This is a genomic window from Capnocytophaga sp. oral taxon 323 (assembly GCF_001278825.1).
GTDB classification, from domain to species: Bacteria; Bacteroidota; Bacteroidia; order Flavobacteriales; family Flavobacteriaceae; genus Capnocytophaga; species Capnocytophaga ochracea.
The window spans coordinates 635,536-650,825 of sequence record NZ_CP012589.1 but is presented as its reverse complement, the minus strand read 5'-3'; the positions used below and the strand labels follow the sequence as shown (position 1 = coordinate 650,825).

At 39.6% G+C, this 15,290-nt stretch carries 10 protein-coding genes and 1 pseudogene; 5 read left to right on the top strand and 6 right to left on the bottom strand.

What is annotated here, in order from left to right; translation table 11 throughout:
• Window positions 1-3 precede the first annotated feature (3 nt).
• The 4 genes from AM608_RS02860 (at window position 4) to AM608_RS02845 (ending at window position 7,150) form a co-directional block, all read left to right on the top strand.
• Complete coding sequence (locus AM608_RS02860; RefSeq protein ID WP_015783040.1) at window positions 4-1,236, top strand: MFS transporter; 1,233 nt, start codon at window positions 4-6, stop codon at window positions 1,234-1,236.
• A gap of 145 nt (window positions 1,237-1,381) precedes the next feature.
• Window positions 1,382-2,305: a dihydrodipicolinate synthase family protein gene (locus AM608_RS02855; protein WP_053580697.1), complete on the top strand. Its 924-nt coding sequence runs from the start codon at window positions 1,382-1,384 to the stop codon at window positions 2,303-2,305.
• A gap of 69 nt (window positions 2,306-2,374) precedes the next feature.
• Window positions 2,375-5,647: a TonB-dependent receptor gene (locus AM608_RS02850; protein WP_053580696.1), complete on the top strand. Its 3,273-nt coding sequence runs from the start codon at window positions 2,375-2,377 to the stop codon at window positions 5,645-5,647.
• Between the two features lie 24 nt (window positions 5,648-5,671).
• A complete protein-coding gene (locus tag AM608_RS02845) occupies window positions 5,672-7,150 on the top strand; it encodes a RagB/SusD family nutrient uptake outer membrane protein (protein WP_053580695.1) in 1,479 nt (492 codons plus the stop codon).
• A 182-nt stretch (window positions 7,151-7,332) separates the two neighbouring features.
• On the opposite strand, the pseudogene AM608_RS02840 reads toward AM608_RS02845, so the two are convergent.
• The 6 genes and pseudogenes from AM608_RS02840 to AM608_RS11990 all read right to left on the bottom strand — a co-directional run bounded on the left by AM608_RS02840 (window position 7,333) and on the right by AM608_RS11990 (window position 13,573).
• Window positions 7,333-9,037: pseudogene (locus AM608_RS02840) on the bottom strand (phospho-sugar mutase).
• A gap of 93 nt (window positions 9,038-9,130) precedes the next feature.
• Window positions 9,131-9,910, bottom strand: coding sequence for a carboxypeptidase-like regulatory domain-containing protein (locus AM608_RS02835; protein WP_253273504.1), 780 nt, complete (start codon window positions 9,908-9,910; stop codon window positions 9,131-9,133).
• Window positions 9,911-9,960: 50 nt separating this feature from the next.
• The gene (locus AM608_RS02830) at window positions 9,961-11,370 is read right to left on the bottom strand and encodes a CCA tRNA nucleotidyltransferase (RefSeq protein WP_053580693.1); all 1,410 of its coding nucleotides are present in this window, start codon (window positions 11,368-11,370) and stop codon (window positions 9,961-9,963) included.
• Window positions 11,370-12,161, bottom strand: coding sequence for a 3-deoxy-8-phosphooctulonate synthase (gene kdsA / locus AM608_RS02825; protein WP_053580692.1), 792 nt, complete (start codon window positions 12,159-12,161; stop codon window positions 11,370-11,372). Before kdsA ends, AM608_RS02830 begins: the two co-directional genes overlap by 1 nt.
• 94 nt (window positions 12,162-12,255) lie before the next feature.
• Window positions 12,256-12,837 carry a MarC family protein gene (locus AM608_RS02820; RefSeq protein WP_002672351.1) on the bottom strand — a complete coding sequence of 194 codons (582 nt, stop codon included), beginning with the start codon at window positions 12,835-12,837 and terminating at the stop codon, window positions 12,256-12,258.
• 514 nt (window positions 12,838-13,351) lie between these two features.
• Window positions 13,352-13,573, bottom strand: coding sequence for a hypothetical protein (locus tag AM608_RS11990; protein ID WP_157466232.1), 222 nt, complete (start codon window positions 13,571-13,573; stop codon window positions 13,352-13,354).
• Between the two features lie 296 nt (window positions 13,574-13,869).
• Here AM608_RS11990 and fumC point away from each other — a divergent pair, with 296 nt between their 5' ends.
• Window positions 13,870-15,267 (top strand): class II fumarate hydratase, encoded by a 1,398-nt coding sequence (fumC, locus tag AM608_RS02805; RefSeq protein ID WP_015783032.1) that lies wholly within the window; start codon window positions 13,870-13,872, stop codon window positions 15,265-15,267.
• Window positions 15,268-15,290: the final 23 nt, after the last annotated feature.

Here is a 15,290-nt window from a genome sequence, read left to right as displayed (position 1 = left end):
ACTATGAAAAACAGTAAAATATACCCTTGGATAGTAGTGGCATTGCTATGGGTGGTGGCACTATTGAATTATTTAGATCGACAAATGCTCTCCACGATGCAGGAGTCGATGAAAATGGACATCAAAGAGCTTGCTGTGGGAGAAAACTTTGGTAGGCTGATGGGAGTGTTCCTTCTTATCTACGGATTGATGAGCCCTGTGGCTGGTATTATTGCCGACCGCGTGAACCGCAAGTGGATGATTGTAGGAAGCCTGTTTGTATGGTCGGCAGTAACTTATGGTATGGGTTATGCGACAACCTTTAATCAGGTGTATTGGCTGCGCGCCTTAATGGGACTCAGTGAGGCGCTTTACTTAGCTACTGCTCTTTCTATGATAGCCGATTACCATACTTCAAAAACACGTTCTTTGGCTATAGGTATTCATATGTCGGGGCTTTATGCAGGACAAGCCTTAGGAGGCTTTGGAGCTACTATTGCCTCTAACTATACTTGGCATACTGTGTTTCACTGGTTTGGTATGGTAGGGATAGTGTATGCTTTTTTCTTGGTATTTACTCTCTTTGATATAGAGCGTAAACCACAAGCAACTACACAAACAACGTCAGCACCGAAAAACTCATTGTTGTCGTCGCTTGCTCTTGTGTTTGGCACTTTCTCTTTCTGGATACTCTTGTTCTACTTTATGGCATCGAGTTTTCCAGGCTGGGGAACTAAGAACTGGTTGCCTACGCTCTTTGCTACTAACTTAAATGTACCGATGGCTACTGCAGGACCTATAGCAACAATTTCTATCGCTATATCTTCTTTCTTAGGAGTGCTCATAGGAGGTACATTGTCCGACCGCTGGGTACAGACAAATATCAAAGCGCGCATCTACACTAGTACTATTGGTTTAGGACTTACCATTCCTGCCTTGATACTCATAGGCTTTGGAGAGTCGTATGTAGCAATGATAGGGGCAACTTTGCTTTTTGGTATTGGCTACGGAATGTTCGATACCAACAATATGCCTATCTTATGCCAAATTATTCCACAACAGCAACGCGCTACGGCTTATGGCATTATGAATATGGGAGGCGTATTTTCGGGCTATGCTGTTACCTTAATGCTTGGTACTTCTACCGATGCGGGCAACTTAGGAGCTGATTTTAGCAAACTCTCGGTGATTATCTTAATAGCCATTGTACTGATGTTGTTATTCTTAAAACCTAAGAGAGAATTGTGTGGAGAATAATAATCCCCAACTCCTCCCAAGGAGGAGCTAATTGAAATAGAATTATTAATAAACACTCTCCTTATTATTGCTTTTGAGGTTCCCCTTCCCCTTCCTTTTAGGGAGGGGAAGAAAGGAGAGGGAGAGGAATAAATAACTAAATAAAATGACATTTGAAAAAATTAATGGGCTGATAGTAGCGCCCTTTACACCTTTTGACAAGAAAGGAGAAGTAAATTTAGACCCTATTGATAAATATGCAAAACTCTTGCAAAAAAATGGATTGATAGGCGTATTTATCAACGGTTCGTCAGGTGAAGGCTATATGATGACGGTTGAAGAACGTATGAAGATAGCCGAAAAATGGGTATCAGTAGCTCCCAAAGGCTTCAAAGTGATTGTACACTGTGGGGCTACCTGCATAAAAGATAGCTACAAAATGGCACAACACGCCCAAGAAATTAGAGCTTTCGGTATTGGGGCAATGGCTTCACCTTTCCCCAAAGCGGGTAGGGTAGAGGAGCTGGTGAAATACTGCGAGGAAATAGCTTGTGGAGCGCCTAATCTGCCTTTCTATTTTTACCATATCCCTGTGCTCAATGGGGTGTACCTTCCTATGTTGCCTTTCCTTAAAGCAGCTGACGGACGTATTCCTAACTTAGCGGGTATCAAATACACCTACGAACCACTTTATGAGTACAACCAATGTATGTTGTACAACAATGGTAAATACGATATGCTCTACGGCTTAGACGAGACTATCCTCAATGCTCTTGTAATGGGGGGTGCTCGTGGTGGTATTAGCGGTACTGGTAGCTATATAGGCAAGGTATTGGTAGGTATCATAGATGAATACCACAAAGGCAATATTGCCAAAGCTGCTGAGTTGCAAAACTACGCCCAAGACGTGATAAATGTAATTGCTAAATATCGTGGCAACATAGTGTGCGGTAAGCGTATAATGAAGTTGCTCGGTTTAGACTTAGGTATCAATCGTACGCCTTTCCAAAACATTACTGATGAAGAGGAAGCAGTCATTAAGAAAGAATTGGAAAGCATTGATTTCTTTAACAAATGTAACCAAATGTAGTTTATATAAAATGTAATTAACCTACCACCCCATTGTATTAATAGAATCAATCAGTAAAAATTTAAAGTAATGAAGCAAAAGTATTTATTTAATGTATTCTTCTTGTTGTTTTTTACCACAATAGGTTGGGCGCAAGAGATAATAGTGAAAGGGACGGTTTCTTCTGATGAAATGCCGTTGCCAGGCGCTGCTGTAGTTGTGAAAGGTACCACACACGGTGCCCAGACCGACTTTGAAGGGAACTATACCCTCACTGCAAAGGAGGGTGATATTCTTGTATTTAGCTTTGTAGGGTATACTACCCAAGAGAGAAGAGTAACAGGAGGTGGAAATGTTACACTTAATATTAAGTTAAAAGAAGAGAGCAATACGCTTGATGAAGTGGTGGTGACGGGATATGGAGTGCAAACTCGTAAAACCTTAGCTACTTCAGTTTCTAAATTGAACACAAAAGTATTAGAAAGTGCTCCACGTTCTAATGCGGCTACCGCTCTACAAGGTAGTATTGCAGGACTTAGAGTAACCCAAGTAACAGGGAAACCAGGGACTACCCCCGAAATACAATTGCGTGGTGGTACTGGCTTCGATGGTAGTGGTTCTCCTTTGGTCTTAATAGATGGAGTACCAGGTTCTTTTTACGCCTTAAACTCTGATGATATAGAATCTATGGAGGTCTTAAAAGACGCTGCTTCTACTGCTATTTATGGAGCACGTGCTGCGAATGGAGTTATCTTGATAACTACTAAAAAAGGAAAAACAGGACGTTCTAATATTACCGTCAGAACCAAATATACGATGAATCAGAAACGTGCTTTACCCGATTATCTTGATGCGCGCGACTTTATCTACTGGAATAGACGTGCTATTAAGAATGTACAAGACTACGGAGTACACAATTTCGACCAATTCCTTACTGGTACACACGCTATGTCAACAGGTAATAATACTACTGATTCACCATATACTACAATGGAACTTACCAATGCCAATCGTTATTTGCTTAATAATCCAGAATGGCAAACAATGACAGATCCTTTAGACCCTACTAAAACACTTATTTTTCAAAATAATAATGTAGGAGAACTTATCTATCAATATAGTGATGCTAAAGATTACAGTGTTTCATTTGAAGGAGGTAATGATAAAGGCACTTATTATTTGGGATTAGGATATTTAGATGATACGGGTTTAGTATTAGGGTCTAACTTTAAACGTTATTCTGGTACTTTTAACGGTTCATATAAGATTACTGATGATTTTAAAGTATCTTCTAATGTTCTTTATGCTCAATCTAACAAAGTAGGGTCTTTTAGAGATGCTTTGAGTACTTATGCCAATGAAGATGATTATTTTATTTTCCAACGTTTTGCAGGGCAAGCGCCTACTTCACGTATTTACAATACCAATCCCGATGGCAGTTCTTCTAAAGACTACAATCCTGGTAGTAACTCAGGTTTTGGTAACCCTGCTTACTACAAAGATAAGTTCTTAATGGACAATATAGAACACCGTATTACGGCTTCGGTACAGTTTGATTGGAAATTGCTTAAAAATCTTTCTTTGATGGCACGTGCTAGCCATTTCGCTGTGCATAATACAGATGAAAGGTTTTACAAGGCTTATATGAATAGTGGAGCTTTAGTATCTTCTCGCCAAGCTAAAACGGCTTACGATCGCACTATGAACAATCAGGGTACCCTTACGCTGAACTACAAAAATACTTTTGCTGAAAAGCATAATCTAAGTGTATTATTAGGAGGTGAGTTTTTCAAACAACAACAATTCGCTTCTAATGCAGCTACTGAAGGTTCTCCCACTGACCTTATCCGTACCCTCAATGCAGGAGCTAAAGCAAGTGGAATCCCTTATTCCTACAAACGCGATTATAGTATAGTGTCTGCTTTTGGGCAACTTAATTACGATTATGACGACCGCTACCTTTTAGGACTTACTTTCCGTTATGACGGTACTTCAAAACTACGTGATAATAAATTCGGCTTTTTCCCGGGAGCTTCTATAGGTTGGAATGCTCATAATGAAGAGTTCTTCAAAGAAGGAAAAATTAGCCAAGTAATCAGCAGACTAAAACCACGTGTGAGCTATGGGGTAAACGGAAATATTGATGCTTTGACTATAAGCAATGATTACTATTGGTTGTTAGGAAAATACAGTGTACAATCACCCTATAATGGTAAGAAAGGCTATGTAAATACTTCTGTACCTTTGTATTACTTGAAATGGGAAAAAGCTACTACGTTAAACTTCGGGTTAGACCTTGGACTTTTTAACAATCGTGTGAATTTCTTAGTAGATTATTTCATTCGTGATATCTATGATAAATTGGCAGACCAAAGAATACCTATCTCTACAGGTTTCTCATCTGTGAAAATCAATAATGGTACACTACAAAACAGAGGTATTGAAATTGAGGCGAACTTCAAAGTTATCAATACTGATGATATAAAATGGAATATAGGAGCTAACTTTACCCGTATTCGTAGCTTTGTGAAGAAACTTCCACATAACGGTAATGATAAGAATCGTATAGGAGGACAAGAAATATGGGATCCTTCTGATCCTACCAAAACTATGTATGTAGGTGGTCGTCAAGAAGGAGAACGTGTAGGTGATGACTTAGTAGTAGGTTATCAAGATGAAGGTGTATATCATAACCAAGCAGAATTAGAACCTCATAAAAACAGACAAATTGACTTTTATGCGGGTACTATACCTGCGGCTAATAGAAAACCTATGGTAGGTGATACCCGTTGGAAAGACGTAAATGGTGATGGTATTATCAATAGCCGAGATAGAGTAGTATTGGGTAGGACAACTCCCGATTTTATAGGAGGTTTTACTACCGATTTTACTTATAAAAACATTAATCTCTTTGTAAAAACAGACTATGCGGTGGGACACTTAGTACACAATGGCGTACGAAGTAGAGGTATTTCACAAGTACAGGGTAATATGAACTGGACATCAGAGATAAAAGATACTTGGACACCTGAGAATCCTAATACTGATATTCCACGTTATGACTTTACCGACCCTCGCGGCAACCATAAAGCTGAAACAAAAGCAGGAGAAGAACAATTTACAGCAAGTTCTCGCTACTGGGAGAAAGGAGATTATTTGGCTTTGCGTGAAATTACTCTTAGCTATAATTTGCCAGGATCTTTAGTGAATAATGCTTTTAAAGATATTCGTCTTTTCGTTTCAGGTACTAACTTAGCTTACTTTACTAAGTATTCGGGTTATTCTCCTGAAAAAGGCGGTTGGGATAATGGACGTTTTCCTTTGCCACGTAGCTTTACTTTTGGTATCAATGCTACTTTTTAAATAACTTTTTAAAATAGAACTAAAATGAAAAGAAATATATTATTAGGACTCTCATTGCTATTTTTGGGAGCCTGTGAATTAGAAACACCTCCTGAAAGTGATCTTACTTATACAGGATTTTGGAATAAAGAAGAAGCAGCCAAGTCGGTACACTCAGGCGTATATTCACGTTTTAGATCTTATGGGTATACAATGTGGCTGATGGGGGAACTCCGTTCTGATATATGGGGCGGTAAAGCTATCGAAAATTCACATAATCAAGACCTCTATACTAACGACATTAACATTACTAAGGTCGCATTTAATAATTGGGGAAATTGGTATTCAATGTTGCATTATATCAATGACTTTATTAAAAATGCCCCTCAAACTCCTTTCAGTAATGAAAATGAGAAAAAGAATATGTTGGCACAGATGTATGGGCTTAGAGCCTATATCTATTACACTATGCTAAAAAGTTGGGGAGATGTACCTCTTGTTACAGAACCTTTGCAAAACGTTAATAACTTAACTGCTCTTAAAAAAGCACGTGCTCCTAAAGCAGAAGTATTAGCTTTTATCAAACAAGATATCCAAAGATCGTTAGACTTATTTGAGGGTAATGAGAACTTTTATCGTGATAACGTATATTGGTCAAAACGTGCTACCCTTATTCTTAAAGGAGATGTCTTCTTGTGGTCAGGTAAAGTGTTAGGTGGTGGTGCCACTGAATTTACTGAAGCCAAGAATGCTCTTAGCCAAGTTTCAGGAGCATTAGTGCCCTATGAAAACTTATGGGGTATTGATAACGAAAAAAATACTGAGTTTATTTTTGCCTTAGACTATAAGAAAGATGAAGCTGAACATTTCTATAAAGTAACAACAGCACGTAATACTGATGTTAAGGATAAGTTTGATGATAGTGGTCGTAAAATTTCTTCTTTTCTATATGTAGAAGGAGGTAACTATAATTCTCCTTCTGAAAAAACTTTGCGCCTAATAGATGACGTAAAAGATCAACGCCGTGCTACATTTGTACGTGTTTACTCTGATAATGTAGGACATATTCCTTTTAACACTACTAATTATTTAGGTTCTATATTATCAAAATTCGTAGGAAGAAATAACTCAGGAGATATAGTGAACGAAAATAACGTACCTATTTATCGCTATGCTGATGTATTATTGCTATTGGCAGAGGCTAAAAATAACTTGGGTGAAGACCCTTCTGCTGAGATAAACCAAGTGCGTGCAAGAGCTTATGGTAGCAATTATAACGTAGCTACTCACGGTTATACTAATAGTACTAAGGCTGATAATGCCAAGGCTATTCTTGATGAACGTTACAAAGAGTTCATTGGAGAAGGTAAACGTTGGTGGGATTTACTACGTGCAGGTGATAATTTTGTGTATGATGAAGTAGCTTCAATGACTTCCAATGGTAGAAAAAAGAATATATATTTACCTATTTCTCCAGCTATGATAGCTGATGATAATACACTTGTTCAAACCCCTGGTTATTAATACAATTTATAAAGATAAAGATTTTTAGCTTTATTGAAGATGAAAACGGAGTCTCTTGTAAAAGGGGCTCTGTTTTCTGTTTTACATATTTCTTTCTTCAAAAAAGTACCTCTGCATTCAATTGTTGAATGCAGAGGTACTGTCTATTTGCAGACTCTATATAGAGTATATAGAGTGGTTCACTATTTTAGCTTTAACTCTTCTACTATCTTTTCGATTTTGCTATCCAAAACCTTTTGAGTTGCTTCAAAAGTTTCTACACTGCTCAAAGATGTATTTACACTGAAATAAAACTTAATCTTAGGCTCTGTACCGCTGGGGCGTGCTGCTACACGAGTGCCTTTATCGGTGTGGTAGATAAGCACATTCGATTTAGGAACGTCTATATCTTCTACTTTACCAGTAAGTGGGTGGAAAGCCTTAGACGATTGGTAATCGCAAATCAGCGTTACTTTTTCTCCGTTAATTTCCTTCAACGGATTTTCGCGCAAGTCTTTCATCATCTTAGCAATCTCTTCTGAGCCCGAAATACCTTTTTTCACTAAGGAAATGAGATACTCTTTGTAGAACCCGTATTTGGTATAAGCGTGTAGCAATTCTCTGTAGAAGGAACTGCCTTTAGCTTTGGCAAATGCAGCAATCTCACAAGCCAATAGGGTCGCAGTTACGGCATCTTTATCGCGTACGAAATCACCAACCATATAACCGAAGCTTTCTTCACCACCGCCTATGAAAGTGAGCTTAGGGAAATCTTTTATCATCTTGGCAATCCATTTGAAGCCCGTGAGCCCTTCTTTGTATTCCACTTTGTATGCATCGGCGATAGCTTTTACCATAGGAGTCGAAACGATAGTAGAAGCTACAAACTCGTTGCCTTTAAAGCCTTTTTTGCTTTGTTGTGCCAAGAGAAAGTCGGTCATCATTACCATTGTTTGGTTACCGTTAAGTAGCACCATTTTGCCGTGAAGGTCGCGAACGGCTATACCTATTCGGTCACAATCGGGGTCAGTACCTATTACGATATCAGCTCCTATTTCGTCTGCTTTTTGAGTGCCAACGTAAGAGCTTCGGGCTCTTCGGGGTTAGGTGATTTTACCGTAGGAAAATTGCCATCAGGTACAGCTTGTTCCTCTACGATGTGTACATTGGTAAAGCCTGCGCGTTTGAGCACATCGGGTACCATAGTGATAGACGTTCCGTGCAAAGAAGTAAATACAATTTTTAGCTTGTCTTTCTCAGGAGCATTGAAGTCTCCGTGTTTGATAGATGCTTCGGCAAAAGCATTGTCAAGTTCTTTGTCGATGTAGTGAATAAGACTCTCATCGGCGTTGAATTTGATGTCTTTGAAGTCAAGTGCTTCAATAGCTTTCATAATATCACCGTCTTCGGGCGGTACGGTTTGTCCGCCGTCTTCCCAATACACTTTATAACCGTTGTATTCTGGGGGTTGTGAGAGGCGGTAAGCACGATACCCGCTTGACAGCCTAAGTAGCGTACTGTAAACGAAAGCTCTGGGGTAGGGCGGAGGTCGGAGAAGAGGAATACTTTTATGCCATTAGCAGCAAACACATCGGCTACTATTTTGGCAAACTTCTTAGAGTTATTGCGACAGTCGTGAGCGATAGCCACTTTAATCTCTTGGTTAGGGAAGCATTTTTTGAGGTAGTTGCTCAATCCTTGGGTATTTTTTCCCAAAGTGTATTTGTTGATGCGGTTGGTACCAATTCCCATAATACCGCGCATACCACCAGTACCGAACTCTAAGTTCTTGTGAAAGGCTTCGTTGAGCTCATCGGGATTTCCGTCGATGAGGGCTTGAACCTTGTTGCGGGTTTCTGCATCAAAAGTGTCAGAAAGCCACATTTTTGCTGTTTCAATACTTTTCATAAAATTAATTTTATATAGAGGCTGACTCTTGTTATATATTTTATCAGCGTTGTTTTTCGTTAGCAAAGGTACAAATTAATTATTAAATAACAATTAATTATTAACATTTTTTTTTGTTTCTTCTTTCTGTAAATTAGTTAATTCATTCCACCATTCGTATAACATAAACTCTAATTGCTTGTTGTCTTTTCGCTCTACAAGCCGGTGTGCTTCGGGTTTTTCCATTACATAGAAAGCCAAGGTGCCTATTTCTTCTTCCGTTAGGTGATGTTCATTTTTGAGGTAGTTGCCCATCTCATTTACGATGTAATGTGCCACCCTTAGGTTCTTTTCATTGATAACTTGTTGCTTTATAATCTTTGCCTTTCCGTTCAGGTGGTTGATAATTGCATTGAAGTTAAAACTCACATTTCCTACTAGTAGTTTGTAGAGGGAGAATTTGTCTATTTGAAGAATATCTGTATTAGCGTACTTCCGTTTCTCTTCCCAAGTGCGTTCTTTTGGAGTATGTTGTAAAATACCCAAACTCTGAGCAGTAATCTTAGGTTTTTCAGTAACACTCACTTCTTCTAATGCAATGGTAATATCAGCCATTTTTAAAACAACCAGTCGCTGTAAATCCACTTGTGTAAGGCTGTGGTAAAGTGTTTTCTTGCCTACATACGTAGCTTTTAAGCTCTGTCCTTTGGTAGCGTCTATCGAAAAAGACCCCTCAGCATCGGTAGTAGTATAGTGCTGGTTGTCTATGTTTTGAATATGCACCCCTTCCAAAGGCGCATTGTTGTAGAATACTTTTCCTCTGATACGCGTCATTTCTTGCCCCCTCATCAAAAGCGGACTCATCAGCAATAATATGAAAAACCATAATCTCATTACTAAATTAATCGCCTGTGTGGTTCACACTGCCTGTGTGGCTCGCACCTCTAAATCAACTTCATTTTCTTTGCTTTCTCCATCATAAAGGCTTTGGCAGCCTCGTATTCATTAGGGATTTTCCCCTCTAAAATCGCTTCTTTTATCGCTTCTTTTAGCATTCCTACCGGTTGTGAAGGAGGTAAGTTGAACGTCCGCATTATCTCTTCACCGCTTACCGGAGGTTGGAAATTGCGAATGTGGTCTTTCTCTTCTACTTCCACTACCTTTTGGCGTACTATTTGGAAATTGTCGTGATATTTTTTGAATTTCTTAGGGTTTTTAGTAGTAATATCAGCTTCGCAGAGGGTCATTAGGTCTTCAAACTCCTCTCCAGCATCAAATACCAAACGGCGTACAGCCGAATCAGTAACAATATCATCAGCAATGATAATAGGGCGCGAACTCATCTTTACGATTTTCTGCACGTATTTCATCTTGTCGTTCAGAGGCATTCGCAAACGTTTGAAGAGGTGATATACCATCTTGCTCCCCACAAACTCGTGTCCGTGAAATGTCCAACCTATCTTCTTGTCGAAGCGTTTGGTAGGTGCTTTGCCAATGTCGTGTAAGAGCGCAGCCCAGCGTAACCAGAGGTTATCGGTGTTTTCTGATATATTATCCACCACTTCTAAGGTATGCCAAAAGTTATCTTTATGGCGTTGTCCGTCGTGTTCCTCCACCCCTTGCAAGGCAATGAGTTCTGGGAGGATATAGTGCAACAAGCCCGTTTCGTACAGCAATTTCAGTCCAATAGAAGGTTTAGGCGAAGCGAGTATCTTGTTCAGTTCCTCTACAATACGCTCGTTCGAGATGATTTTTAGCCGTTCCTTATTATCAGTAATAGCTTTTAGCGACTGCTTTTCAATCTTAAAATTCAGTTGGGTAGCAAACCTGATAGCACGCATCATACGCAAAGGGTCGTCTGAATAAGTAATATCAGGGTCTAAGGGGGTGCGAATGAGCTTTCGTTTTAAGTCGCCTAAGCCGTCAAAAGGGTCGATAAGCTCGCCAAAAGTATCTCTGTTCAGAGAGAAAGCCATTGCGTTGATAGTGAAATCCCTACGGTTTTGGTCGTCTTGTAGCGTGCCACTCTCTACATAAGGCTTGCGTGAGTTTGCCTCATAGCTTTCACGGCGCGCCCCTACAAACTCAATATCTAAGCCATCGGCTTTAATCATTGCTGTGCCAAAGTTTTTAAATATCGATACTTTAGGAGCATTAGGCAATCGCTCAGCTACTTTTTCAGCCAACGAAATACCACTACCGATTGATACTACATCGATGTCTTTGGGAAGTTTTTTCTCTAATAAATAATCGCGTACAAAGCCCCCAATCACGTAACTTTCAACCGATATCTCAGCTGAAATATCGCTTATGAGTTTAAAAATAGGATTAGAAAGCGCTTCAGTATAGTTCATTAAAATTCGTTAATTGTTTTGCGAATGGCAACCAAACGCGTTAAAAGACCTTCAAGGAGGTCGAGATGTAGCATATTTGCCCCATCACTTTTGGCATTAGTAGGGTCAAAATGGGTTTCAATAAAAAGTCCGTCGGCATTGTTCACAATAGCAGCGCGGGCAATGGTTTCAATCATATCTGGGCGACCGCCTGTTACCCCACTACTTTGGTTAGGCTGTTGTAGCGAGTGCGTAACGTCCATTACTACAGGAGCAAACTTGCGCATCGTCGGAATTCCTCGAAAATCTACTATCAAGTCTTGATAACCGAACATCGTGCCACGGTCAGTTATCAACGCTTTTTCATTGCCACTATCAAATACTTTTTGCACGGCAAATTGCATACTCTCAGGACTCATAAACTGACCTTTTTTCAAGTTCACTACCTTACCCGTTTCGGCTGCTGCCACCACCAAATCAGTCTGACGCACCAAGAAAGCTGGTATTTGCAGTACATCTACATATTCGGCAGCCATCGCCGCATCGCTCACCTGATGAATATCAGTAACAGTAGGAATATTAAAGGTTTGCCCTACTTTTTGGAGTATTTTTAGTGCTTTTTCATCGCCTATGCCCGTAAACGAATCTACGCGACTCCTATTGGCTTTCTTAAAACTCCCTTTAAAAATGTAGGATATATTCAGTTTATGGGTGATATTCACTATATGTTCAGCAATTTTCATCGCCATATCTTCCCCTTCTATAGCACAAGGTCCCGCTAAGAGAAAGAAATTATCTTCTTTGTTTATCATTTTGTTTAATTGTTAGTTATAATTCTTTGAGGTTAGTAGCTTTTTCGTAATTTTTTTATTTGTCGGTGAGGTTCGTACTGTTATTTGTCATTCATCATTGCCCAAATAACATCGCCCTAATATTAGTAGTAAACAAGTTTACTGCAATCGCTAAAAGTATAACTCCAAAAAGGTTGTGAATTACGGTAATGCCCTGTTTGCCTAAAAACTTCTCTATTTTCTCCGAAGATTTAAGCACTATATACACAATAATCATATTAATGAGGATTGCCACTATAATATTCTCTACATAAAACTTTGCCCTGAGGGAGAGTACAGTAGTGAGTGCCCCTGCTCCTGCCACCATAGGGAAAGCCAAAGGGACAATAGAGGCAGTCTCAGGCGTAGTACCTTTGTAGAGGGTGATACCTAAAATCATCTCTAAGGCGAGAAAAAAGAGAATAAATGCCCCAGCTACAGCAAATGCCTCAACCGTTACTCCAAACAAATTGAGTAATTGCTTGCCTATAAATAAAAACAGAATAAGCAAAATACCGGCTACAATAGCTGTTTTCTCAGATTGTATACGTCCTGCTTTTTTGCGCAGATTAATAATGATAGGCACACTCCCGATAATATCAACTACCGCAAAGAGCACCATAGTAGCAGAGATAATCTCCTTTACATCGAAATTCATAATCTAAAAAATTTGTGCAAAAGTACTAAAATAATTGCGAACGATGAAAAAAAAATCTCCCAATTTGTTAATTAATTGATTTACCAATATTTTAATATAACTAAAAGATTGATTTCACCTACATCATAATACGATAAAAACGCTTTTTTACAATTGTCATAGCCTCATCTTTCCTTCATCATTTGTTCATTTGCCCGTGCGGCTCGCACCGTCTTTTGTTCGTTCATTGTTCGTTATTTCATTATCTGCTCTTGTGGCTCGCACCGTCTTTTGTTTTCCTTAGGCTTGATTCAGTTTCGCTCTATCTTCAAATAAGTCTTGTCTTTCAGACCGATAGTCTTTACCAATTTCTCTTTAAGGCTTGTCCCCCTTCGGGGGTTCGGGGGCTTCTCACTCGTCTTTTCTCTATCTGACCTTGTACCTTGCACCGCTTTTTGTATGAACTTTGCCCAAGTTTCAAACTTGGGCAAAGTTGAAATCCACTAATAACCTTCTTTTTATCTATCTTTTAGCTTTAACTTAGATTTATCCATCGTTCATCTTTTGTTCGTTCTAGACCCACTGTAGACCCACTGTAGACCCACTGTAGACCCACTGTAGACCCACTGTAGATCCACTGTAGACCCACTGTAGACCCACTGTAGACCCACTGTAGACCCACTGAAAAGCCACTTATTGTTCGATTATCCTGTAAGTTTCCTATAAGTTTTGTATATTCCTCTCCTAATTTCATCATTAATTCATTTCACCCCCAAAATGCTCGTCGTGCTACGACTGCTCGTTGTGCTACAACTGTCCGTCGTGCTACAACTGTCCGTCGTGCTACAACTGTCTGTGCGACTCGCACCTGCCCGTACGGCTCGTACCTGCCCGTGTGGCTTGCATCTGTCTGTGCGGCTCGCACTACCTGTCTTTAATAAATAGAATACAGTAATGGTATCAAAAAATCTCAGAAAAATTTTAATATTTAGAAAATACAACGTACCTTTGTAGCGTTTTTAAAAGAAGATTATTTTAACTAATACAAACAAAATGAGTTATAGAATTGAAAAAGACACTTTGGGTGAAGTGAAAGTGCCAGCCGATAAATATTGGGGAGCACAAACAGAGCGTTCACGCAACAACTTTAAAATCGGTGCACCCGCTTCTATGCCGATTGAAATTATCCGTGGTTTTGCTTACCTTAAAAAGGCTGCCGCTTATGCAAACTTCGATTTAGGAGTGCTTTCAGCCGAAAAACGCGATGCTATCGCTCAAGTTTGCGATGAAATTCTCGAAGGCAAACTCAACGACCAATTCCCATTAGTAATTTGGCAAACCGGTTCAGGTACACAATCTAATATGAACGTGAACGAAGTGATTGCCAATCGTGCTCAAGTGTTGGCTGGTAAAAAAATAGGTGAAGGCGACCCCGTACTAAAAGCCAATGACGATGTAAACAAATCGCAATCGTCTAATGATACTTTTCCTACCGGTATGCACATCGCTTGCTATAAAATGGTAGTTGAGAAAACTATTCCTGGTGTTCAGAAACTACGCGATACTCTCGCTGCTAAATCCGAAGCCTTTAAAAATGTAGTAAAAATAGGTCGTACGCACCTTATGGACGCTACACCACTTACTTTGGGACAAGAACTTTCTGGCTACGTATCTCAACTCGACCACGGTTTGCGTGCTCTTAAAAACACATTAGCTCACCTTTCAGAATTAGCCTTAGGAGGTACAGCCGTAGGTACAGGGCTCAATACCCCTAAAGGTTACGACGTGAAAGTAGCTGAATACATTGCTAAATTCACCGGTCTACCTTTTGTAACCGCTCCTAATAAGTTTGAAGCTTTAGCTTCTCACGATGCAATTGTCGAAAGCCACGGAGCTCTTAAACAATTAGCCGTATCGCTCAATAAGATTGCAAACGATATTCGTATGATGGCTTCAGGACCTCGCTCAGGTATAGGCGAAATCATCATTCCTGCTAACGAACCTGGTAGCTCTATTATGCCCGGTAAAGTAAATCCTACTCAATGTGAAGCTATGACAATGGTGGCAGCTCAAGTAATGGGTAATGATGTAGCCATTTCAATAGGAGGTACACAAGGTCATTATGAATTAAATGTATTTAAACCATTGATGGCTTCTAACTTCCTTAAATCAGCTGAGTTGATAGGAGATGTTTGCGTGTCATTTGAAGAACACTGTGCAAGTGGTATTGAACCTAATTACAAACGTATTAAGGAATTAGTAGATAACTCGTTAATGCTTGTTACAGCTCTTAACACTAAGATTGGCTATTATAAAGCAGCCGAAATAGCCCAAACGGCTCACCGCAATGGCACAACCCTTAAAGAAGAAGCTGTGCGTTTAGGCTATGTAACTCCGGAAGACTTCGATAAATGGGTACGCCCTGAAGATATGGTCGGAAGCCTTAAATAAGTAATATAAAAAGTTTATAATAT

Coding starts and splice junctions, on each gene's coding strand:
- AM608_RS02860 (WP_015783040.1), top strand. CDS start 4: ATGAAAAACAGTAAAATATACCCTTGGATAGTAGTGGCATTGCTATGG.
- AM608_RS02855 (WP_053580697.1), top strand. CDS start 1,382: ATGACATTTGAAAAAATTAATGGGCTGATAGTAGCGCCCTTTACACCT.
- AM608_RS02850 (WP_053580696.1), top strand. CDS start 2,375: ATGAAGCAAAAGTATTTATTTAATGTATTCTTCTTGTTGTTTTTTACC.
- AM608_RS02845 (WP_053580695.1), top strand. CDS start 5,672: ATGAAAAGAAATATATTATTAGGACTCTCATTGCTATTTTTGGGAGCC.
- AM608_RS02835 (WP_253273504.1), bottom strand. CDS start 9,910: ATGAGATTATGGTTTTTCATATTATTGCTGATGAGTCCGCTTTTGATG.
- AM608_RS02830 (WP_053580693.1), bottom strand. CDS start 11,370: ATGAACTATACTGAAGCGCTTTCTAATCCTATTTTTAAACTCATAAGC.
- kdsA (WP_053580692.1), bottom strand. CDS start 12,161: ATGATAAACAAAGAAGATAATTTCTTTCTCTTAGCGGGACCTTGTGCT.
- AM608_RS02820 (WP_002672351.1), bottom strand. CDS start 12,837: ATGAATTTCGATGTAAAGGAGATTATCTCTGCTACTATGGTGCTCTTT.
- AM608_RS11990 (WP_157466232.1), bottom strand. CDS start 13,573: ATGATGAAATTAGGAGAGGAATATACAAAACTTATAGGAAACTTACAG.
- fumC (WP_015783032.1), top strand. CDS start 13,870: ATGAGTTATAGAATTGAAAAAGACACTTTGGGTGAAGTGAAAGTGCCA.